Here is a 21,494-nt window from a genome sequence, read left to right as displayed (position 1 = left end):
AGGGTCGCCTTTTCTTTGCTTACTTTCTTTTGGCGAAGCAAAAGAAAGTGAGTTGCCGCCGGGCAACCCCGGCCAGCCGCTCTCAGCAAAGGAAAGAGGAGGAAGAGCGCGCAAGACCGGCGCAAGACCCGGCTTAAGGAATCAACCCCACCGCATGCATATACGCCGGCTGCACCATCAACTCATCCCATCCAAACGCCCTGCCCTGCGGCAGCAAGGCCAGGCGCCGCAGCTCGCTGGCTTCCATGGCCTCCCATTGGCCTTTGAGCAAAGCTTCGGACATGCCGTCCAGCAGTTCGTCGACAGGCTGGCCCTCGCCCACGGACTGGTTGCACAGCAGCACCATGTCGCAACCGGCGTTGAGTGCCGTGACGGCGGCCTCGGTGTAGCTCACTTCCTTGCCGTCGATCAGGCGGGCACCAGCCATGCTGAGGTCGTCGCTGAAGATCGCGCCGCCGAAGCCCAGCTGGCTGCGCAGGATGAAGTTCAGCCACTGGCTCGAGAAACCGGCGGGCCGGGCATCGACCTTGGGATAAATCACATGGGCGGGCATCACGCTGCTGAGCGTAGTGTTGAGCCAGCCGTAGGGCGCGGCGTCGTCCGCCAGTATGGCTTTCAGGCTGCGCTTGTCGACAGGGATGTCGGTGTGGGAATCAGCCTTGACGAAACCATGGCCGGGAAAGTGCTTGCCGCAGTTGGCGACGCCGGCCTGCAGCAGACCGTGCATCAGGCTCTTGGCCAGCAAGGTGACGACGCGGGGGTCGCGGCCGAAGGCGCGGTCACCGATGACGCCGCTCTCACCGTAGTCCAGATCCAGCACCGGCGTAAAGCTGAAGTCGACGCCGCAGGCGCGCAGCTCGGCGCCGAGCACATAGCCGCAGGCGGTGGCGGCGTTGGTGGCGGCCAGTTGGTCTTTCATCCACAGCAGGCCCAGCTCGCGCATGGGCGGCAGGTGGGTGAAGCCGTCGGTTTTGAAGCGCTGCACACGCCCGCCTTCGTGATCGACACAGATCAGCAGATCTTCGCGAATATCCTTGATTTCGGTGCACAGGTCGGACAGTTGCCGGCGGTCTTTCCAGTTGCGGGCAAACAGGATGATGCCGCCAGTGAGCGGATGCTTGAGGCGCCGGCGGTCGGCCTTGGTGAGCGAAAAGCCATCGATGTCGATGATGAGAGGGGCGTGCTGGGTCATGAGGAAATCCGGGCTGTACGGTTGATGGGTCAGGCGAGCTTTTCCACCACGCAGAAACTGGCGGCGTAATCGGTCTCGTCGGTCACGGTAACGTGGGCGGTGAGCTGGCGGGCCTCAAACCAGGCTTTGAGCGCACCATGCAGCACGATCTCAGGTTTGCCGCTGGCGGCTTTGGCGATTTCACAGGAGCGCCAGGTCATGGGCATACGCATGCCCATGCCGATGGCCTTGCTAAAGGCTTCCTTGGCGGAAAAGCGCGTGGCCAGGTAGCTGACGCCACGGTCGGGCCAGCGCGCGCTGCGGGCCTTCCAGGTGGCCAGCTCCCCATCGGCCAGGATTTTTTTGGCGAAGCGCTCGCCGTGCTTGTCAAGGCTGGCGCGAATGCGGCGCACGTCGCAGATGTCGGTACCAATACCGTAAATCATGCAGAAACAAACGCCCGGTCTATGCTGGCCAGATAGCTCCGGACGGTGGCGGCGTAACCCAGTTCCAGCGCGTCGGCGATCAGGGCGTGGCCGATGGAGACTTCCAGCACGCCCGGCACTTCGCGCACAAACTCCGTGAGGTTGTCGCGGTTCAGGTCGTGGCCGGCGTTGATGCCCAGGCCGGCGGCGGCTGCGGCCTTCCCGGCCGCGGTGAAGCGGGCTAGGACTTGTGCTTTTTCAGGGGTCGCCCAAGCGCGGGCGTAGGTCTCGGTATAGAACTCAACGCGGTCGGCGCCAACGGCTTTGGCCGCCGCCATGGCTTCCGGCACCGGGTCCATAAAGAGGCTGACGCGCACGCGGCGGTCGTGCGCCTGCTGGATCAAAGGCCGCAGGCGCTCGGCGTCCTCGGGAAAGCTCCAGCCGTGGTCGCTGGTGAACTGGTCTTCGCTGTCGGGCACAAAGGTGCACTGGTGCAGTGGCAGGCCCCGGGCGGCGAGATCGTGCACAAAACCCATGAGGTTCTGGAAGGGGTTGCCTTCGATGTTGAATTCGCGGTCTGGCCAGTCTTTCATCAGCGCAGCCAACTCAAAGACGTCGTCGGGGCGGATGTGGCGCTCGTCGGGCCGCGGGTGGACCGTGATCCCCTGGGCGCCAGCCTCCAGGCACAGCTCGGCGGCGCGCAGCACGCTGGGAATGTCCAGGTGGCGGGAATTGCGCAGCAAGGCGACCTTGTTGACATTGACCGACAGTGCGGTCTTGTCGTGCGCATGGGACACGACGGGAACGGGCGAAAGGATTTTCATGGCGGTGGCTCGTTAAAAAGCTTGCAGGTCCATCATCATTTGCCGCGTTTTCAGGACCTTCACGCCGCAATGGTAGTGCAGCAGGCCGCGCAACTGGGTTTTAAGCTCATTGAAGCCGGGGATACAGGCCCGCACGGTATCGGAAAACAGGGAGTCGTCGCCCAAAGCCTGCTGTATCGCCTGCCATTGCCCCCCGGGCAGGCTGGCGCGGTCGTCGTCATGCGCCTGCCTGAGGCCCGCTTCCGGCACCAGCACATAGCGGGTGTCCGGGTCCAGCGGTGCCAGCGTGGCGGTTTCGGCATCCAGCAGGGGAAGCAGGCCGATGTCGCGCAGCAGCCGCAGCTCGAACGCCCGCAAGGCCAGCTGCAGGGTCTCGGCGCTCTGCGCGGCAAGCAACTGCACCGTAGCCGCGTAGGCGTCAAACAGCACGGGATGCGGGTCGTCCCGGGCCATGAGGCGCATCAGGAGTTCATTGAGGTAATAGCCCGACAGCAAGGCATCGCCGGTCGGCATGACATGCCCGCCCTGCCATTCTGCACTCTTGAGGGTGCGGATTTCAGCGTCACCGCCGAAGGCAATATGCAGCGGCTGCAGGGGCAGCAAAATCGGCCGGAAACTGGAGCTAGGCTTCTTCGCCCCTCGAGCCACCAGCGCCACCCGCCCGTACTTGCGGGTAAACACCTCCAGGATCAGGCTGGACTCGCTCCAGTCGTAGCGGTGGAGAACGTAGGCCGGCTCATCGCCGATGCGTCTAGCGGCCATGATTAGGCCATCAAGCAGAGGTCAAAGGAAGCTATCCACCAGCAGGGGCCGCGGAACCGGCTTTGCCGGGCCGCAGGCGCAGCAGCCCCCTCGGGGGGCAGGAAGCTACACGAAGTGAGCGACCGTGGGGGCCACATTATTCGTAGCCGAAGGTCTTGACCCTGGCTTCATCGTCGGCCCAGCCGGAGCGGACCTTGACCCAGATCTCCAGGAACACCTTGCCGCCCGTGAGGGTCTCAAGCTCGTGCCGGGCCTCGGTGCCTATGCGTTTGAGTTTTTCGCCCTTCTCGCCAATGATCATGCCCTTGTGGCCGTCGCGCTCGACCACGATGGTGGCGGCAATCTTGCGCAGGGTGCCCTCTTCCTCGTACTGGTCGATGATGACGGTGGAGGTGTAGGGCAGTTCGTCGCCGGTGAGGCGGAACAGCTTTTCGCGGATGATCTCGGCGGCCATGAAGCGGTCGCTGCGGTCTGTCAGTTCATCGGCACCGTACATCCACGGCTGGACCGGCAGGTACTTTTCGCAAATACCGAACAGGCGCTCGATGTCCTTGGCATTGTTGGCCGACATGGGAACGAACTCGGCGAAATTGTGCCGCTCCTGCATCTCCTTGAGCCATGGGGCGATCTCGGCCCGCCGGTGTATCAGGTCGAACTTGTTGGCCAGCAGGATCGCCGGGGTCTTTTCAGGCAGCAGGGCCAGCACCTTGGCATCGGCCTGGTTGAACTGGCCCGCCTCAACGACAAAGACAATCAAGTCCACGTCGTTGACGGCACCAACCACGGTTCGGTTCAGCGAGCGGTTCAGCGCGTTGCCGTGCCGGGTCTGGAAGCCCGGGGTATCCACGAACACATACTGTGTCGCCTTGACCGTGCGCATGCCGGTGATGCGGTGGCGCGTGGTCTGGGCCTTGCGTGAGGTGATGCTGATTTTCTGGCCGACCAGAGCATTGAGCAAAGTGGACTTGCCCACATTGGGCTTGCCGACGATGGCGATCAGGCCGCAGCGCTGCTCGCCGGCGGGTGGCGTGCCGACGGCCGGCACCGCCGCGCCGCGCGAGGACAGGGCCTGCGCCAGCATGGCTTCGAGCGCGTCGGGCGGCTGGGCAGCCTCCAGTGCTTTGGTCGGCCGCGCCTTGGGCTTGGTAGCGGGCGCTGCTGCGGCAGCAGCCGGTTTCTTGGCTTCTTTTTTACCTGTACTCATAATCTTGGTGTGTTGGCCTGGGGCCCTTGGGGCCGCAGGCGCGGAGTCAGGATTCCAGTGTCTTGACAAACATCAGCATGGCAGCCGCGGCCGCCTGCTCTCCGGCACGGCGCGAACCGCCTATGCCGCGCTCGGCCCGCCCGAACTCTGCGATTTCGCATTCGACGTCGAATGTCTGCTTGTGAGCGGCGCCCATGGTGCCCACCACACGGTAGATGGGCAGGTTCATTTTGCGCCCTTGCAGCCACTCCTGCAATTCGGTCTTGGGGTCCTTGCCGATCGCCTGCATCTGCGGGTTGATCTCGACGTCCTTGAAGAGACGGTGCACCAGCCGGGCTGCGGTTTCAAAACCGGCGTCAAGGTAGACCGCGCCTATCACGGCCTCCAGCGCATCGGCCAGGATGGAGGGCCGCTTGTGGCCGCCGGACTTGGCCTCGCCCTCCCCCAGGCGCACCATGTCGGGCAGGCCCAGCCCTACGGCCAGCTTGTGCAGGGTATCCTGCTTGACCAGGTTGGCGCGCACGCGGGACAGGTCGCCTTCGGGCAGCTCGCTCAGTTGCTCATAAAGCATGCCGGCGACCGCCAGGTTCAGGACGGAGTCACCCAGAAACTCGATGCGCTCGTTGTGGTCGGACGAAAAGCTGCGGTGCGTCAGTGCCTGCACCAGCAGCTTGGGATTGGAGAACTCATGCTCCAGGCGCTTTTGCAGCGCCGGCAGGCCCGGGCTCGAGGTGGCGCTGGCTCGCACTTATTTGGATTTGCCGCTGTACTTGAGCAGCAAGAAGGCAGGGCCGGCCAAGTGGATTTCCTTGTTATAGGCGAAGGCCACCACTATTTTGTCGCCGTCCTTGGTCACTTCCAGGTCTTTGCCGGTGATCGATTTGATGTCGTCGATCTGGGCTGCCTTGTCGAAAATGGTCCGGACTTCAGCGACGGAGTTGCCGTCCCTGGCCTTGTTGGCGGCCTTGGTGATGGCCTGAAGCTCCACCAGTGTCGGGAAAACCTGGGCGGCCACAATCCCGGCGCAGACCAGGATGACGCAGAAAAAAAGAAGGCCGATAAAGGAAATGCCGCGTTGCTGATGTTTCATTTTTTCTCCTGCTCTGACTAGAAAACCTATCGGATCCCGGGCTCAGGCGCACAGCCTATTCGAAGGAGCCTATCCGTTTGAGGTTGCCAAAATTCATCCAGACAAAAAAGGCCTTACCCACGATGTTGGCCTCCGGAACGAAACCCCAATAGCGCGAGTCCTGCGAATTATCGCGGTTGTCACCCATCATGAAGTACTGCCCCTCCGGCACCTTGCAGACCATGCCCTCGCTACTGTAACGGCAATTTTGCTTGAAAGGAAAGTCCATGACCTCACGCTCGTCCAGCCCGGCACGCCGTGTGTCGTCATTCAGCAGGCGGTACTTTTTGGTGCCGTTGACCTCTTCGAACTGCTTGGCATAGCGCAGCACGTCCTCGTCGAAGAAATCCGGCAGCGGGGTCTTGGGCAGGGGCTTGCCGTTGATGGTCAGCTTTTTGTTGATGTAGGCCACCTCATCCCCGGGCACGCCGACGACACGCTTGATGTAGTCCAGGCTGGGCTTGGGCGGGTAGCGGAACACCATCACGTCGCCGCGCTGCGGACTCTGGTTGTTGATGACCTTGATGTTCAGCACGGGCAGGCGCACGCCGTAGTGGAATTTGTTGACCAGGATCAGGTCATTGATCAGCAGGGTCGGGATCATCGAGCCCGAGGGGATCTTGAAGGGCTCAAACAGGAAGGAGCGCAGCAGGAAGACCACCACGATCACTGGAAAGAGGCCGGCGGTCCAGTCCAGCCACCAGGGCTGCATGATGAGCCGGGCACGCGCCTCACCCAGATTGACGTTGTCGACCTGGTTGATGCCCATTTTGGCGAGTTCGGCCTGGCGGCTGGCGGCGCTTTCCTCGAGCGCGGCGGCGGCCTTGTAGCGCTGCGGCAGGAAATAGAAGCGTTCAGCCAGCCAGTAGATGCCGGTGACCAGCGACGCCAGGAACAGCAGCAGGGAGAAATTGCCTTCAACGGCGCCGAAATACCAGGCGGCGCCGTAACCCACAAAGGCCGCCAGCACCACGGCCGTGATCGTGCTCATTGCGCCGCGCATCAGTCTTCCACCTGCAAAATGGCCAGGAAGGCCTCCTGGGGTACTTCAACGGAACCGATTTGTTTCATGCGTTTTTTACCCGCTTTTTGTTTCTCTAGGAGCTTGCGCTTGCGTGAAATATCGCCGCCGTAGCATTTGGCGATCACGTTTTTGCGAAGCGCCTTGATTGTCTCACGCGCAATAATGTTGGCCCCGATCGCGGCCTGGATCGCGACGTCGAATTGCTGGCGCGAAATGATCTCGCGCATTTTGGCCACCACCGCCCGCCCGCGATAGGCCGACTGGCTGCGGTGGACGATGATGGACAGCGCGTCCACCTTCTCGCCGTTGAGCAGGATATCGACCTTCACCACGTCGGAAGCCCGGAATTCCTTGAACTCGTAGTCCATGGACGCGTAGCCGCGCGAGACGGACTTGAGCTTGTCGAAGAAGTCCAGCACGATCTCGCCCAGCGGCATTTCGTAGGTCAGCATGACCTGCTTGCCGTGGTAGGCCATGTTCAGCTGGATGCCGCGCTTCTGGTTGGCCAGCGTCATGACGGCGCCGACGTAGTCCTGCGGCATATACAGGTGCACGGTCACGATGGGTTCGCGGATCTCGTTGACGCGCCCGGCGTCCGGGATTTTGGACGGGTTCTCGACCATGATGGTCTCGCCGTCGGACTTGAGCACCTCATAGACGACGCTGGGCGCCGTCGTGATCAGGTCCTGGTCGAACTCCCGCTCCAGCCGCTCCTGGACGATTTCCATGTGCAGCAGGCCCAGGAAGCCGCAGCGAAAGCCGAAACCCAGGGCTTCGCTGACCTCGGGCTCATAGTGCAGCGAGGCGTCGTTGAGCTTGAGCTTTTCCAGCGCGTCCCGCAGGGACTCGTACTCGCTGGCCTCAGAGGGATAGAGGCCGGCAAAAACGGCAGGCTGGATTTCCTTGAAGCCGGGCAACGCTTCGGTCGCAGTGAAGGCCGCGCCGCCGGTGCCGGCCTTGACCAGCGTGACGGTGTCGCCCACGCGGGCGGCTTGCAGCTCCTTGATGCCGGCGATCACAAAGCCCACTTCTCCGGACTCCAGCGATTGGCGCGGTTCGGTGTGCGGGGTGAAGACACCCAGTTGCTCGGCGTTGTACATCGCCTCGCTGGCCATCAGCTTGATGCGGTCGCCCCTGGCGAGCCGGCCGTCGACCACCCGCACCAGCATGACCACGCCCACATAGGCGTCGTACCAGCTGTCGATGATCATGGCGCGCAGCGGGCCGTCCGGGTTGCCCTTGGGCGAGGGAATCCGGGCGACGATGGCTTCCAGGATTTCGTCGATGCCCATGCCGGTCTTGGCGCTGCAGGGAATCGCGTCGGTCGCGTCGATGCCGATCACTTCCTCGATTTCCTGCTTGGCGTTTTCGGGGTCGGCCTGCGGCAAGTCCATCTTGTTGAGCACCGGCACGACCTCCACGCCGAGGTCCAGCGCGGTGTAGCAGTTGGCGACGGTCTGTGCCTCCACGCCCTGGCTTGCGTCCACCACCAGCAGCGCGCCCTCGCACGCGGACAGCGAGCGGCTCACTTCATAAGAGAAGTCGACGTGGCCCGGCGTGTCGATCAGATTGAGGTTGTAAACCTCGCCGTTGAGTGCCTTGTATTTGAGCGCAGCGGTCTGCGCCTTGATGGTTATCCCACGCTCTTTTTCGATGTCCATCGAATCCAGAACCTGCGCGCTCATCTCGCGGTCCTGCAAACCACCGCAGCGCTGGATGAGTCGATCGGCCAAGGTGGATTTGCCGTGATCAATGTGCGCAATGATCGAAAAATTTCTGATGTGATTCATCAACGAGAACGCCTAAGTACTTGAAAGTATTGCGAAGAGATTGGGTGCGATTCGCGAGGGGCCATAAAAAAGGGCGCGTCGATTAGCGACGCGCCCTGAACCAACAATCTATGGCAACTGCGATAGTTGGAACTTCATTGTAGGCAAAAAGCCAGACCCGAACAGTCCCAAAATGGCCATATTTTTGTCGTTGCAGGCTAGCAACAGGAATCTTATACACAACTTATTCACATTTTTAAACTGCTTGTCTCTGGACAACTTGTGGGTGATCTGTGGATCGCTGGGTATTACCCAAAAACGCGATGGAAAGCCGGATTTTGACGCGGCCGATATATCCAAAAGGCACAGAGGCAGACCTGCATTCTACCGAAAAGCCTCCGAGAGCAATTTTATTGTGAGCATTCACTAACAAAAAGCAAGTATCGGGCCTCGAAAAAATATATTTTTGAGGGAATCAAAAAGAGCCTCGCAGGGGGCTAAACCCATAAAGCCCAGCAGGGTATGGGGGCCTTCGGGGTGCTCCTGGGTGACGGGCGACATCCTCACGCGAGCGCGGATGCAACTCCGCGTGCGCGCCCGGCGAGCCGACCCGCACGCCGGGCTTCCCATGCGATTAACGCGAGGGGCGAATCAGCGCGTACTGCGCCCATTCGCCACGGCGAAACAGCACATTGATGGCTTTGGTTTTGTCGATCTTCGCCAGGGCCGCTTCGAACTCCTTGACGCTGGTGACCTCCGAATTGGCAATCGCCACGATCACGTCGCCCTCGCGGAGGCCGGCTCGCGAAGCGGCAGCCTCGGCGGTATCGACCTTGACGCCACCCTTGATCTTGAGTTCCTTCTTCTGCGCGTCGCTCACCTCGCTGACCACCAGGCCCAGCGCCTGGGCCGCACCCACGGCGGGTGCTTTGGGCTCCGGGCCCGAAGCCTTGCGTGCCGGCTTTTCAGGCTCAACCTCACCGATGGTCACTGAGATGTCTTTGCTCGCGCCGCGCCTGAAGACGGTCACCACGGCCTTGGTGCCGGGCTTCACGTTGCCGACCATGCGCGGCAGGTCGCTGGATTTTTCGATCGGCTTGCCGTCGAACTTGATGATGATGTCGCCGGCCTCGATGCCGGCCTTTTCTGCGGGTGCACCGCTTTCAACGCCGCGGACCAAAGCGCCCTGTGCCTTGCCCAGGCCTATGGATTCGGCCACGTCCTTGGTGACCTGGTCGATCTGGACGCCGATGCGGCCCCGCGTCACCCGGCCGCTGCTGCGCAGCTGGTCGGATACGCGGGCGGCTTCATCGATGGGGATGGCAAAGGAAATGCCCTGGAAGCCGCCGGAGCGCGAGTAGATCTGGCTGTTGATGCCAACCACTTCGCCGCGCATATTGATCAACGGGCCTCCGGAGTTGCCCGGGTTGATGGCCACGTCGGTCTGGATGAAGGGCAGGTAGTCGCCGGTATCACGCTGCTTGGCGCTCACAATGCCGGCCGTCACGGTGTTTTCAAGGCCGAAAGGCGAACCTATGGCCATCACCCACTCACCGACTTTGAGGCGGTTGATGTCGCCGATCTTGACGGCCGGCAGGCCGGTCGCCTCGATCTTGACCACCGCCACGTCGCTGCGCTTGTCGGCGCCGATGATCTTGGCCTTGAATTCGCGCTTGTCCGCCAGGGTAACGAGCACCTCATCGGCGCCCTCCACCACGTGCGCATTGGTCATGACAAAGCCGTCCGCCGTGAGGATGAAACCGGAACCAACGCCGCGCGGCTGGTCTTCGTCAGGCTGGCCGCGATCAGGCCGGGGCACGCGCGGCATATTCGGAGGAACGGGAATGCCGAAGCGTTTGAAAAACTCCAGCATCTGCTCGTCGGCGCTTCCGCTGGCGGAGGGTTTGGCTTTTTCCAGGGTGCGGATATTGACCACGGACGGCCCCACCTGCTCCACCAGGTCCGTGAAATCAGGCAATGTGCGGGTTTGCGCCGCAACCGGTGCCAGCGGCACCAGCGTGGTGACCGTGACAGCAACGGCGGCCAGCAGGCCTGCGGACAGGCAGGAGCGCAGGGGTTTCCAGGTCAATTCAAGCATCATTCAAGCCTCATCAAAAATAGGTGTCTTCAGGCAATCCAGGCTGCCGCAGGGAAGAGCCGGCGCCAAAGCGCCATGCGCATATTATTTCTTGCGCTCCAGGCCATTGGCAAAGAGCTTCAGGGTAGCCATGGGGACTTCGCCCATGACGGTGACCCAATAAGTGTCGAGCTGGCGGGTGATGGTCTGCGTGGCGCCCATCGACAGGCTGGACTCCCGCTCGTGGCGTTGCCGGTCAAAGGGTTCCACGAAGATGGACACCGAAGCCAGGCCGTCCGAAAAAATCCATTGCAGCGGTTCCTCGCCGGGTCCCGGATTGGCCGTCACCGGCCGCTTGTAGCAGCTCATGGGCTTGAAGCCCGCCACCGGGGCCTTCAGCACCCAGCCTTCGGCGCTGGCGCTGGTCTTCACCAGGACCGGTTTTTCGACGCGGTAGCCCTCGACCTTGCCCATCATCTGGAGGAGCTTGTCCATCTTGACGGGGGCATCGAGCTGCAACTCGGAAAACGCCGCCTGCTCCAGCACCTTGCCGTCGGTGTCCAGCGTCTGCAGCTTCACGACCAGGCCTTTTTTCTGCTCGGTCCAGACGCGGTAGCCAAAGCGCATGCTGTCCTTGGGCACCAGCAGCACGACGTCGGCTTCGACGCCCGCCACGCGGTCAGTGCCCTCCTGCTTGACCTTGTAGTAGTCGGCGATCCTGCCATCGGTTGATTGCAGCAGTTGCGGAAACATCCCCAGCGACTCGCGTTTTTCGCTGCGGACCACCTTGTGGTCGGGCATGAAGGTGACGACCTGGTCGTTGTGCCGGAAAATGGAGCGCGGCGCACCGGTGAGCGTTTCGACCCGCTCCATCTGCTGGTCGCCTTCACAGACGTGCCAGATCTTGGCGCTGGACATGGCGCCGCCTGAAGAAACCACAAACGTGCCGATATAGGAGCGCTTCCTGGAGGCCTCATGCATGCGCATCAGCCAATCATTGATGCTGCGGGATTCCACAGCTGAGGCGGCGGGGGTTGAGGTCTGCGCCGCTACATAACCCATGGCGGGCAACGCGCATCCCGCCAAAGCCAGCAGCCGGAGTAACTTGAGGTTCATGGTGTCGCCAAAGCCCTGTCGCGTTGCAGCGTGCGCTCAGCGCCCTGCATTGCGGGGAGTCTCGAAGGTGGCATTGCGCAGGAAGCCCGAGGGCTCCTGCAAAGCCGAGGTGCCGCCGAGCTGCTTGTGCGCGGCCAGCAGTTCCTCGAGCCGGGCATCGCGCACCATGGGACCTTGGGGTGAAGCGACGACGACCACCTGCTGTTGGAGGGCAGGCGCCTGAGCCAGTTGAGGCGCGGCGGCAGGCGCCAGCAAACCAGCGGCATTCCACGCAATGGCCGACACCGCCGCGACCGAGGCAAATCCAGCCACCAGCTTCCAGCGGAAGTCGCCGTCGTTGGCCGCCTGGCCGCGCTGCGGAAGCAGGACCACGGGTGAACCCTGGACGGCCGGCTGCGCAGGAGCTTGAGCAGGGCCCCGCGCCGTTTCCTGTGCCAGGCGCTGGTTCAGGCGGCTCAGAAATGCCGGGTCCGCGCCACGCGCACCATGGGGAGACCGCAGCGCATCGCCGATCAGGTGATAGGTGTCCCAGCAGGCGACCGCCGAATCATCGTGTCGGCTGGCGTGAAGCGCGGCCGCAAAGTCCTCCCCGCCCAGTTGGCCATCGGCCAGGGCGGACATGAGTTCGCTGGTTTGCATAGACGGTTTCATGATGTTCGTGGTGTTCGTGGGTGGCGGAACTGTCTGGATAAGGGTCTGGAAATACCTGGCTTGTATGGGTTCGTGATGGCTGCGGCGCCCTTACCAGCGCTTGCCGCTCTGGTTTTCAAGCAAGGGCTTCACCTTCTGCGAAATCGCTTCGCGCGCCCTGAAAATCCGCGACCGCACCGTACCTATGGGGCAATCCATGACCTCAGAGATCTCCTCATAGCTCAATCCTTCGATTTCACGCAGGGTGATGGCCTGGCGGAGTTCCTCCGGCAAGGCTTCCATGGCGGTATTGATGATCTCCGCGATTTCCTTGCTGGCCAGCACGGCATCCGGCGTTTCAGAGCTTGTTAGTTCGTTTTCCAGCGGGGAAGTTTCATCGCTTTCCTCGCTTTGGCCCGATTTGAAGGCATTTTCGGAAACAGTCGGGTCCCGTTTGAGGTCCATCAGCGCTTTTTTGGCGGTATTCACCGCGATCCGGTACAGCCAGGTGTAGAACTGGGCCTCGCCCCTGAACTGGGCCAGGGCCCGGTAAGCCCGGATAAACGTCTCCTGGGCAATATCTTCCACCAGGTCCACGTCGCGGACCATGCGGCCTATCAGGCGCTGGATGCGCCGCTGATACTTGATGACCAGCAGCTCATAGGCTTTCTGATCGCCCGCGACCGTGCGCTCGACCAGCATGGCGTCGCTGTCGGCGGCCTTTTCAAGCGGCACAAGTGGCAGGTCGGCGCTCATGAAGGATTGGGGGTGCCGCTGGTGGAGTGCATAGCCCCCGATACTGCCACAGCGGACGGCCGGTCCGCGCCCAGCGCATCATCCTGCCAGGGCGCGGCGACAGTTTTGCGTGGTGAATACACGGCCCTGCGCAGATCAAGCCAACGTTGGGGCATGCTGCGCCGCTCCATCCAGAGCCACAAACAGGCATGAGCCTGGTTTTCAAGCCGCAGCAGCAGGATATTCTGGAAGTCAGCCAGGACCGTCAGGCTGTACTCGGCGACGCCCGCCTGGTAGCCCGGGCTTTCCCAGCGCCAGACCTCGCCATCCCAGGCGAGTTGCCCGGCCGGGGCGTTTCGCCAACCGGTATACGCGGCAGCACCGGCTACGGCCACCAGAACAAGCGCCGATGCGATGCGCCAATCGAGGCGCCCCGTAGCTTGAAGAAACCACAGCAGGGTCAACAGCAAACCGCAAAGCCACAAGCCAAACAAGAGCGCGCCCAGAAAACGCGAACGCCCCAACGGATAAACAACCGAAGGGGCGTTGTGGGTGGCCAAGGGGTTTGCGAACGCGGGGGAAATCAGGCGCGCTTGAAGACCAGCGTGCCGTTGGTACCGCCGAATCCGAAGTTGTTCTTGACGGCAACCTCGATCTTGGCGTCACGCGCGGTATTGGCGCAGTAGTCGAGGTCGCACTCGGGATCCTGGTTGAAGATGTTGATGGTGGGGGGAATCTTCTGGTGGTGCAGCGAGAGGACGGTGAACACCGACTCGATGCCGCCGGCCCCGCCCAGCAGGTGGCCCGTCATGGACTTGGTGGAGCTCACCATCAGCTTTTTGGCGTGGTCGCCGAAAGCCGCCTTGATGGCATTGGTTTCGTTGAGGTCACCCAGCGGGGTGGAGGTGCCATGCGCGTTGAGGTACTGAACTTCATCGGCGTTGACGCCGGCGTTCTTCAGCGCCATCACCATGGAGCGGCGCGGGCCGTCAATATCGGGCGCTGTCATGTGGTATGCGTCGGCACTCATGCCGAAGCCGGTCAGTTCGGCATAAATTTTGGCGCCGCGGGCCTTGGCGTGCTCGTACTCTTCGAGCACCAGCACACCGCCGCCCTCGCCCAGCACAAAACCGTCGCGGTCCTTGTCCCAGGGGCGCGAAGCCGTTTTCGGGTCGTCGTTGCGGGTGGACAGGGCGCGCGCAGCCGCGAAGCCGCCTATGCCCAGGGGAGACACGCAAGACTCGGCGCCGCCGGCCACCATCACGTCGCAATCACCGTACTCGATCATGCGAGCCGACAGGCCGATGGCGTGAAGGCCGGTGGTGCAGGCCGTGACAACCGCAATGTTGGGGCCTTTGAAGCCGAACTTGATGGATACATGCCCGGAGATCATGTTGATGATCGAGGCAGGAACGAAAAAGGGGGATATCCGGCGCGGGCCGCGATTGACCAGCTCGGAATGCATTTGCTCGATCATCGGCAGCCCGCCGATTCCCGAACCGATATTGCAGCCGATGCGCGTGGCCATCTCGCCATCGAGCGCATCGCCGGTCGGCAAGCCGCTATCGGCCACCGCCTGGCAAGCCGCGGCCAGACCGAGGTGGATGAAACGGTCCATGTGCCGGGCTTCTTTTTCGGGGATGTAGTCCGCGATATTGAAACCCTTGACCTCCCCGGCGAATTTGCAGGCAAGGTTGCTGGCGTCAAACCCGGTGACAAGATCAATTCCGGGCTTCCCGGCAAGAAGATTGGCCCAGGACTCAGCCACGGTATTACCTACCGGACTGACGCAACCCAGACCTGTCACGACAACACGACGACGGCTCATTCAGAAATCCTGAAAAGAACCTGAAAAGGCCCTGTGGCTTTTCAGGCTTGGTGACGGCAGAGTCACAGGCGAAAACCTGCGGCTTCAGGCCTTTTGATGGGTGTTCGCGTAGTCGATGGCGTTCTGGACGGTGGTGATCTTCTCGGCGTCTTCGTCGGGAATCTCAATGCCGAACTCGTCTTCCAGAGCCATAACCAGTTCTACGGTGTCAAGGGAGTCTGCGCCCAGATCGGCCACAAAGGCTTTTTCATTGGTGACCTGGCCTTCTTCCACGCCGAGTTGTTCGGCAATGATCTTCTTAACACGTGCTTCGATATCGCTCATAGTTCCCTCTGAGGGTTGTAAATTAATCCGTGATTTTACCGCGTTAGAGTCGTTTCCCTAAGCACCGCGCCGGACGGATAAAAACCGGCTTCGATTTCCTGTGTTTTACCACCGTCAACCCGCGGTTTTCATGAAACCGCGGATTGACGGCCTCGGCCTACATATACATGCCGCCGTTGACGTGAATCTCCTGGCCGGTAATGTAAGCCGCCTGGGGGCTGGCCACAAAGGCCACAGCGTGCGCAATGTCTTGCGGCTTGCCGAGGTGGCCCAGCGGAATCTGGCCCAGCAGCGCTTTTTGCTGCTCTTCGGGCAAGCCTGCGGTCATGTCGGTTTCGATAAAGCCGGGCGCCACGCAATTGACCGTGATGTTGCGCGAACCGAGTTCGCGCGCCAGCGCCCGGGTCATGCCGGCCACGCCGGCCTTGGCGGCCGCGTAATTGGACTGGCCCGCGTTGCCCGAGGCGCCCACCACCGAGGTGATGCTGATGATGCGGCCATAACGCTGCTTCATCATGGTGCGCATCACCGCGCGGCTCATGCGGAACACGGCCTTGAGGTTGGTGTCCAGCACCGCGTCCCAGTCGTCATCCTTGAGGCGCATCGCCAGCATGTCGCGCGTGATGCCCGCGTTGTTGACCAGCACCTGCAGGCCGCCGTGCTCCTTGACGATGGCCTCGATCAGCGCTTCGGCGGCGGTCACGTCGTTCACGTTCAGGTTTTTGCCGGTGCAGCCCGGGAAAGCCGCTAGAGCCTGGCCGATTTTGGCCGCGCCTTCGTCGCTGGTCGCCGTACCTATGACCTTGAGGCCTTTCTGGGCCAATTCGAGTGCAATGGCAGCACCAATGCCGCGCGATGCGCCTGTGACCAGCGCGACCTGGCCTTCAAATTTGACTTCGCTCATGCCAGTAACTCCTTCACTTCCGCCAGTGAGGCGGGATCAAACAGCGGGATACCCGTCAATTCGGGGTCGATTCTTTTGGCCATGCCGGCCAGCACCTTGCCGGGACCGCACTCGACCAGCGTGGTGAGCCCGCGCGCCTTGATGGCCTGCACACACTCCACCCAGCGCACCGGGCCGAAGGCCTGGGCGTAGAGCGCGGCGCGAATGCGGTCCGCGTCGGTCTCGACGGCCACGTCGATGTTGTTGATGACCGGAATTTTCGGCGCCGCGAAATCGACGCCCGCCAGCCTTTCGCGCAGCTTCTCGGCCGCGGGCTTCATCAGGCTGGAGTGAAAGGGAGCCGACACCGGCAGGGGCAAGGCGCGCTTGGCGCCGTTGGCTTTGAGCACTTCGCAAGCCTTTTCGACCGCGGCCTTGCTGCCTGCGATGACGGTTTGCATCGGGTCATTGAAATTGACGGCTTCCACCACCTCGGCGGTGGTGGCTCCGAAACTGCGCGCGGCCTCAGCGCAGCCTTCGATCACCTTGGAGGCTTCCATGCCCAGGATGGCGGCCATAGCGCCCACACCGACCGGCACGGCATCCTGCATGGCCTGCGCGCGAAAGCGCACCAGCGGAGCCGCCTGCGCAAGCGTCAGAACGCCAGAGGCGACCAGGGCGGAATACTCCCCCAGCGAATGGCCCGCAACGGCCGCGGGTGCGGCGCCGGTCTCAGCCATCCAGGCGCGGTAGGCCGCCACGCCGGCAACCAGCATCACGGGCTGGGTGTTGGTGGTCAGGGCCAGCGTCTCCTTGGGGCCTTCCTTGATCAGGCGGCCTACATCCTCGCCCAAGGCCTGCGAAGCTTCAGCGAGGGTCTGCGCGACCACGGGATGGTCGCCCCAGGCGTCCAGCATGCCGACCGACTGCGAGCCCTGGCCGGGAAAAACAATGGCAAACGATTTCAAATGATTACTCCATGGATCGAATTCTTGAGTCGCTGAAAAGCACCCGCATGCATTTTAAGAAGATGAATCGCCATTTTTTGAAGACGCCAATCAGACGGGGGATGGCATGGCGCCGAGGCGCGCACTGCGAAGTCGCGCAAGCCCCCGGCCGACAGCAGACCTGGCGCAATGAAATATCGCCGCGACGGCCAGCCAGGGGTCCATGAGGTAGTCCCACAAGTTGGTGGACTCCAGCGCGCCGGCCACCCAGGCCAGCAGAGCCAGGGCCACCAGCGCAGGCAGCAGGCGCAGGCCCCCGGCCCAACACGCAAGCGACAACACCAAAAGCGCCGCCCACAAGCCCCAGGAACCCCAGCCCAGCCGGTAGGCATCCCAATCACCCCAGCCCAGCGCCAGCGGATACAGGAACAAAGCCCCGCCCGCGAAGGCAAGGCTCAGCACCACGCGCTCACGCTGCGCCATGAGTGGAATGCCGCGCAGGCGCTGGTACATGCCCAGGCAAGCGATGGCGACCAGCGAGATACTCAGATCCGAACTGACGCCGCGCACATAGGCCACAACCGGCAAACGGGCGGGCCCCACGGGACACCACAGCAGCAAAAACACGGCGGCGCTGACCCACTTGCTCCAAGGCGTGACGCCATGGCGCCAGCTCAGCAGGCGCAGGCAGCCGGCACAGAGCACCAGACTGATGCCAAGCAAGGCGATCAGGTCATTTGCCGGTGGGAGCATGGCCGGGCGCCGCTTGTGCGGCCTCAAGGGTTTGCAAGGGGTCCAGATGCACATGCTTGATGCGCGTGCGGTGCCAGGTATAGACCAGATGCAGGTAGCCGTCGCGGCTTTGTATCAGGTAAGGGTAGGAGAACTCCTGGGAGCAGCTCTGGCCGCCGCACAGCTGGCGCCGGGCGCTGGCCACATAGGCCTGGGCCTCGCCGTCGCTGGCACCGCGCGCCTTGAGCTCCTGGGTCAACAAACGCTCATAGTCGCCAACGGATGTGCGCAGCTGCGGATTGACAGAGGACTCGACGATCCAGGGCGTCACGCCGTCAAATGAGCCGCCCGCAACGGTCTGCAGCAAGGCCAGTGTTTCGCGGTTGCGGGGCGCCGGGTTCAGGGCCAGCCATTGCGTGCCGCTGTTCGTCATGGTGCCGGCCAGGGCGGAATCCGGGTTGGGCCAGGCGCTTGCATGGGCCGGCAACCAGGTCTTGCCGGCATCGGCGGTGCTTGAGGCCATCAGCGCCGTGGCGTTGCCCGAGCGCATATAGACCTGCGCTTTTTCCGGCCCCGACACCAGGACCACCGGCTGCAGGCTGGTACGGCTACCGGGAATGCGAATTTTGTCGACTACTTGTCCCTGGGCATTGATGCGCAGCACTTCGCCGAACTTGGCAACGAACTCGTGGTACACCGGCAAGCCGATTTCACCGTTCTCGAAGAGGACCGGCGTGCCTTTGACCAGCGTGCTGATGTTCAGGAAAGGCGAGGTCACCAGCCGGCGCGGCGCACTCCAGCTTGCGCCTTCGTCAGTGGAGCGTGCCCAGGTGATGGAACTGCCGGCCCACCCACCCAGCGACACATTAACCATCCACAGGCACAGCGAGCCATCGGGCGCACGCGCAATGACCGGGTTGCCGAGTTTCTTCACATAGCGCCACAGGCCTTGCTGGAGTGCGTGCCGATCGAACAGCGTGCTTTCGGCGCTCCAGCGCAGGCCGGCCGGCTCCAGCACGGCACTCTGGATGGTGACATCTCCCGCGCCCTCGCGTGAGCCCGAGAACCAGACTGCACGCAGGCGGCCGTCGCGCAATTCCACCAGGGAAGCTGCGTGCACGGCCTGGCCGGGAGAGGAAGAGACAAACTGCGCGTCGAAGCGGAAACGGCCGTCGGGCGAACGTTGTTGCTGCGCCGGTCCGGCCTTGGTTGACAGGGGCTTTGCCGCATCCACGGCAGGATCGGCCTGCGGTATCGCAAATGGTGAAGCCGGGGGGCGCTGCAGGATTTTCCATCCGGCCAGGGCGAAGGCCAGCACCAGCAGAGCTGCTGCAAGGCGCTCCGATACGCCGGATGGTTTGAAATTCAAGTGCCCACCTGTCTGTGAAAGCCTGGCGGATGGGTAGGGAGCCGCTCAGTACTTGAGAAGCACCGCACCCCAGGTAAAGCCGCCGCCCACGCCTTCGAGCATGAGGGTGTCGCCTTTTTGGATCTTGCCGCTGCGCACGGCCGTATCCAGCGCAAGCGGGATGGAGGCGGCGGAGGTGTTGCCGTGCTGGTCGACCGTGACGATGAGCTTTTCAAGCGGCATCTTCAGCTTTTTGGCCGTGCTCTGCATGATGCGGATATTCGCCTGGTGCGGGATCAGCCAGTCAATGTCGGCGTCGGTCAGGTTGGCCTTTGCCAGCGTGGCGCGCGCGGCGCTTTCGAGCACGCCCACGGCCAGCTTGAACACAGCCTGGCCGTCCATCTTGAGCAGCGGGTCACCCAGGATCTGGCCGCCCGAGACATTGCCAGGCACACAGAGGATGCCGACATGCTTGCCGTCGGCGTGCAGGTCGCTGGCGAGGATGCCGGGCGTCTCCGAAGCCTCCAGTACCACGGCGCCGGCGCCGTCACCGAAAAGCACGCAGGTGGTGCGGTCCGAAAAATCCAGGATGCGCGAGAACACTTCTGCGCCTATCACCAGCGCCTTGCTGGCCGAACCGGTGCGAATCATGGCGTCGGCCACGGTCAGCGCATAGACGAAGCCGCTGCAGACAGCTTGCACGTCAAAGGCCGCACAGCCGGCGATGCCCAGCTTGTTTTGCAAGATGCAGGCTGCCGACGGAAACACCATGTCGGGTGTCGAGGTCGCCACGATGATGAGGTCGATATCGGACGCCTGCAGGCCCGCGGCTTGCAGCGCATTCTTGGCGGCTTCCACGCCCAGGTCGCTGCTGGTCACGTCGGGCGCGGCAAAGTGGCGCGCCCGGATGCCGGTGCGCTCCACAATCCATTCGTCGGAAGTTTCTACGCCCCGTGTAGCCAAATCGGCGGCCAGTTCGGCGTTGGTCAATCGGCGCGGAGGCAAAAAACTACCGGTGCCGGTGATGCGTGAGTAACGGGTCATTAATAAGTGGCCGTGTTGAAACTGCTGAGTCAACTGGCATTGAGGAGGGGTTCGGCAGGCGCATCGGCAAGCGGTGCCGCATGCGCCACAACCAGCAAAGGGGCTGCGTGGGCGATGCGCTCGCGGACTCTCTCAAGCAAATTGTTCCGAGCCGCATCATAAGCCCGATTCAGCGCCCTCTCAAAAGCGAAGGCATCGGCCGAACCGTGGCTCTTGAAGACCAAACCTTGCAGCCCCAGCAATGCCGCGCCGTTGTAGCGCCTGTGATCAACCCGGTTTTTAAATGCATTTAACACCGGATAGGCAATAATGGCTGAAATTTTTGTGAAGATGTTCCGCGAGAACTCGGTCTTCATGAAGCCGCCAATCATGCTGGCGAGGCCCTCGCTGGCTTTCAGGGCCACATTGCCCACAAAGCCATCGCAGACCACGATGTCTGTCGTTCCCTTGAAAATGTCGTTGCCTTCGACATTCCCATAGAAATTCAAATCACCGGAATTGGAAGCAGATCGCAGCAATTCACCGGCTTTTTTAATCATTTCACTGCCTTTTATCGCCTCTTCGCCGATATTGAGCAGGCCGACGCTAGGTGTGGGGTTGGTGGTGATGGCCGCCACCAGAGCCGAGCCCATGACGGCAAATTGCAGCAGGTGATCTTCGGTGCAATCAACATTGGCGCCCAAGTCCAGCACCGTGGTGGCGCCGCCCAAGGCATTGGGCAATTGGGTGGCAATCGCCGGGCGGTCTATGCCGTCCATAGTCTTGAGCACATAGCGGGCGATGGCCATCAGTGCGCCGGTATTGCCAGCCGACACGGCGGCTTGTGCCGCACCGTCCTTGACCTGGTTCATCGCAACCCGCATCGAAGAGTTCTTCTTGCGCCGCAGCGCGATCTCGATGGGATCGTCCATGGTGACGATTTCGCTGGCGGGGACGATCTGGCAGCGAGGGTGGGCCTGGAGCCGCGCATGCAGCGGGTGCGTGGCCAGCACTTCAGGCTGCCCCACCAGCACCACGGCGGCGTCAGGGTGGCCGTCCAGGAAAGCCAGGCTGGCGGGCAGCGTCACGGCGGGGCCGATATCGCCGCCCATGGCATCGACAGCAATCCTGATCATGAGGCGACCGGTGCAGTCAAGAGGTGGAGTTCAGGCAAAAGAAAGGCCCGCAGGATGAGTGCGGGCCCATGCTCAAAGCGTGGAGTTACGCTTCGGATTTGGTTTTCAACACCTTGCGGCCACGGTAGAAACCGGTGGGGCTGATGTGGTGACGCAGGTGGGTTTCGCCGGTGGTGGACTCCACGGCAATGCCTGGCACGGTGAGTGCGTTGTGCGAACGGTGCATGCCGCGCTTCGAAGGCGACTTCTTGTTTTGCTGGACGGCCATGATCGGCTCCTGATGGGGTGTTAGGTTGGTAAATTACGCACCAAATTCCGAGTTCAGACAGCTGGACCTGAATATCAGCCCATGACAGCCTGAGCGCCATGACACCGTATCCACCGCATTGGTACGCGAAGCCTTTGAT

23 protein-coding genes are annotated in these 21,494 nt (G+C 62.4%); all 23 read right to left on the bottom strand.

The window, feature by feature from the left end:
• Window positions 1–133: 133 nt before the first annotated feature.
• The 23 genes from nagZ to rpmF all read right to left on the bottom strand — a co-directional run bounded on the left by nagZ (window position 134) and on the right by rpmF (window position 21,355).
• On the bottom strand, window positions 134–1,192 hold the full coding sequence (gene nagZ / locus AC1DXS_RS21850; RefSeq protein WP_477739557.1) for a beta-N-acetylhexosaminidase: 1,059 nt from the start codon (window positions 1,190–1,192) through the stop codon (window positions 134–136).
• A gap of 29 nt (window positions 1,193–1,221) precedes the next feature.
• Window positions 1,222–1,617: a holo-ACP synthase gene (acpS, locus tag AC1DXS_RS21845; RefSeq protein ID WP_477739556.1), complete on the bottom strand. Its 396-nt coding sequence runs from the start codon at window positions 1,615–1,617 to the stop codon at window positions 1,222–1,224.
• Window positions 1,614–2,420 (bottom strand): pyridoxine 5'-phosphate synthase, encoded by an 807-nt coding sequence (locus tag AC1DXS_RS21840; RefSeq protein ID WP_477739555.1) that lies wholly within the window; start codon window positions 2,418–2,420, stop codon window positions 1,614–1,616. Before AC1DXS_RS21840 ends, acpS begins: the two co-directional genes overlap by 4 nt.
• Window positions 2,421–2,432: 12 nt before the next feature.
• Complete coding sequence (recO, locus tag AC1DXS_RS21835; RefSeq protein ID WP_477739558.1) at window positions 2,433–3,185, bottom strand: DNA repair protein RecO; 753 nt, start codon at window positions 3,183–3,185, stop codon at window positions 2,433–2,435.
• A 133-nt stretch (window positions 3,186–3,318) separates the two neighbouring features.
• A complete protein-coding gene (gene era / locus AC1DXS_RS21830) occupies window positions 3,319–4,386 on the bottom strand; it encodes a GTPase Era (protein ID WP_477739554.1) in 1,068 nt (355 codons plus the stop codon).
• A gap of 46 nt (window positions 4,387–4,432) precedes the next feature.
• Window positions 4,433–5,134 carry a ribonuclease III gene (gene rnc / locus AC1DXS_RS21825; protein WP_477739553.1) on the bottom strand — a complete coding sequence of 234 codons (702 nt, stop codon included), beginning with the start codon at window positions 5,132–5,134 and terminating at the stop codon, window positions 4,433–4,435.
• A complete protein-coding gene (locus tag AC1DXS_RS21820; RefSeq protein ID WP_477739552.1) occupies window positions 5,135–5,476 on the bottom strand; it encodes a DUF4845 domain-containing protein in 342 nt (113 codons plus the stop codon).
• A gap of 55 nt (window positions 5,477–5,531) precedes the next feature.
• Complete coding sequence (gene lepB / locus AC1DXS_RS21815) at window positions 5,532–6,518, bottom strand: signal peptidase I (protein WP_477739551.1); 987 nt, start codon at window positions 6,516–6,518, stop codon at window positions 5,532–5,534.
• Window positions 6,518–8,329 carry a translation elongation factor 4 gene (lepA, locus tag AC1DXS_RS21810; protein WP_477739550.1) on the bottom strand — a complete coding sequence of 604 codons (1,812 nt, stop codon included), beginning with the start codon at window positions 8,327–8,329 and terminating at the stop codon, window positions 6,518–6,520. The genes lepB and lepA overlap by 1 nt, the downstream gene beginning before the upstream one ends.
• Window positions 8,330–8,942: 613 nt before the next feature.
• Window positions 8,943–10,406: a DegQ family serine endoprotease gene (locus AC1DXS_RS21805; protein WP_477739549.1), complete on the bottom strand. Its 1,464-nt coding sequence runs from the start codon at window positions 10,404–10,406 to the stop codon at window positions 8,943–8,945.
• Window positions 10,407–10,490: 84 nt separating this feature from the next.
• Window positions 10,491–11,501 (bottom strand): MucB/RseB C-terminal domain-containing protein, encoded by a 1,011-nt coding sequence (locus AC1DXS_RS21800; RefSeq protein WP_477739548.1) that lies wholly within the window; start codon window positions 11,499–11,501, stop codon window positions 10,491–10,493.
• Between the two features lie 36 nt (window positions 11,502–11,537).
• A complete protein-coding gene (locus AC1DXS_RS21795) occupies window positions 11,538–12,152 on the bottom strand; it encodes a sigma-E factor negative regulatory protein (protein ID WP_477739547.1) in 615 nt (204 codons plus the stop codon).
• A 90-nt stretch (window positions 12,153–12,242) separates the two neighbouring features.
• Window positions 12,243–12,887, bottom strand: a complete 645-nt coding sequence (rpoE, locus tag AC1DXS_RS21790; RefSeq protein WP_477739546.1) for an RNA polymerase sigma factor RpoE — start codon at window positions 12,885–12,887, stop codon at window positions 12,243–12,245.
• Entirely contained in the window at window positions 12,884–13,426 is a 543-nt protein-coding gene (locus AC1DXS_RS21785; RefSeq protein ID WP_477739545.1) for a hypothetical protein, read from the bottom strand. Before AC1DXS_RS21785 ends, rpoE begins: the two co-directional genes overlap by 4 nt.
• A gap of 23 nt (window positions 13,427–13,449) precedes the next feature.
• Complete coding sequence (fabF, locus tag AC1DXS_RS21780) at window positions 13,450–14,694, bottom strand: beta-ketoacyl-ACP synthase II (RefSeq protein ID WP_477739544.1); 1,245 nt, start codon at window positions 14,692–14,694, stop codon at window positions 13,450–13,452.
• An 84-nt stretch (window positions 14,695–14,778) separates the two neighbouring features.
• Window positions 14,779–15,018 (bottom strand): acyl carrier protein, encoded by a 240-nt coding sequence (gene acpP, locus AC1DXS_RS21775; RefSeq protein ID WP_007873885.1) that lies wholly within the window; start codon window positions 15,016–15,018, stop codon window positions 14,779–14,781.
• A gap of 157 nt (window positions 15,019–15,175) precedes the next feature.
• Window positions 15,176–15,922: a 3-oxoacyl-ACP reductase FabG gene (gene fabG / locus AC1DXS_RS21770; RefSeq protein ID WP_477739543.1), complete on the bottom strand. Its 747-nt coding sequence runs from the start codon at window positions 15,920–15,922 to the stop codon at window positions 15,176–15,178.
• Window positions 15,919–16,869: an ACP S-malonyltransferase gene (fabD, locus tag AC1DXS_RS21765; protein ID WP_477739542.1), complete on the bottom strand. Its 951-nt coding sequence runs from the start codon at window positions 16,867–16,869 to the stop codon at window positions 15,919–15,921. Before fabD ends, fabG begins: the two co-directional genes overlap by 4 nt.
• A 90-nt stretch (window positions 16,870–16,959) precedes the next feature.
• Window positions 16,960–17,601: a hypothetical protein gene (locus tag AC1DXS_RS21760; protein ID WP_477739541.1), complete on the bottom strand. Its 642-nt coding sequence runs from the start codon at window positions 17,599–17,601 to the stop codon at window positions 16,960–16,962.
• Window positions 17,582–18,949, bottom strand: a complete 1,368-nt coding sequence (locus AC1DXS_RS21755; RefSeq protein ID WP_477739540.1) for a sialidase family protein — start codon at window positions 18,947–18,949, stop codon at window positions 17,582–17,584. The genes AC1DXS_RS21760 and AC1DXS_RS21755 overlap by 20 nt, the downstream gene beginning before the upstream one ends.
• Before the next feature lie 45 nt (window positions 18,950–18,994).
• A complete protein-coding gene (locus AC1DXS_RS21750; RefSeq protein ID WP_477739539.1) occupies window positions 18,995–19,972 on the bottom strand; it encodes a beta-ketoacyl-ACP synthase III in 978 nt (325 codons plus the stop codon).
• A gap of 29 nt (window positions 19,973–20,001) precedes the next feature.
• Entirely contained in the window at window positions 20,002–21,087 is a 1,086-nt protein-coding gene (gene plsX / locus AC1DXS_RS21745; RefSeq protein ID WP_477739538.1) for a phosphate acyltransferase PlsX, read from the bottom strand.
• 85 nt (window positions 21,088–21,172) lie between these two features.
• On the bottom strand, window positions 21,173–21,355 hold the full coding sequence (gene rpmF / locus AC1DXS_RS21740) for a 50S ribosomal protein L32 (protein WP_007873878.1): 183 nt from the start codon (window positions 21,353–21,355) through the stop codon (window positions 21,173–21,175).
• Window positions 21,356–21,494: the final 139 nt, after the last annotated feature.

Source organism: Polaromonas sp. P3_B1 (assembly GCF_056402935.1).
Note: the sequence above shows the minus strand (reverse complement) of the source record. Positions and strands in the feature narration are given on the sequence as shown.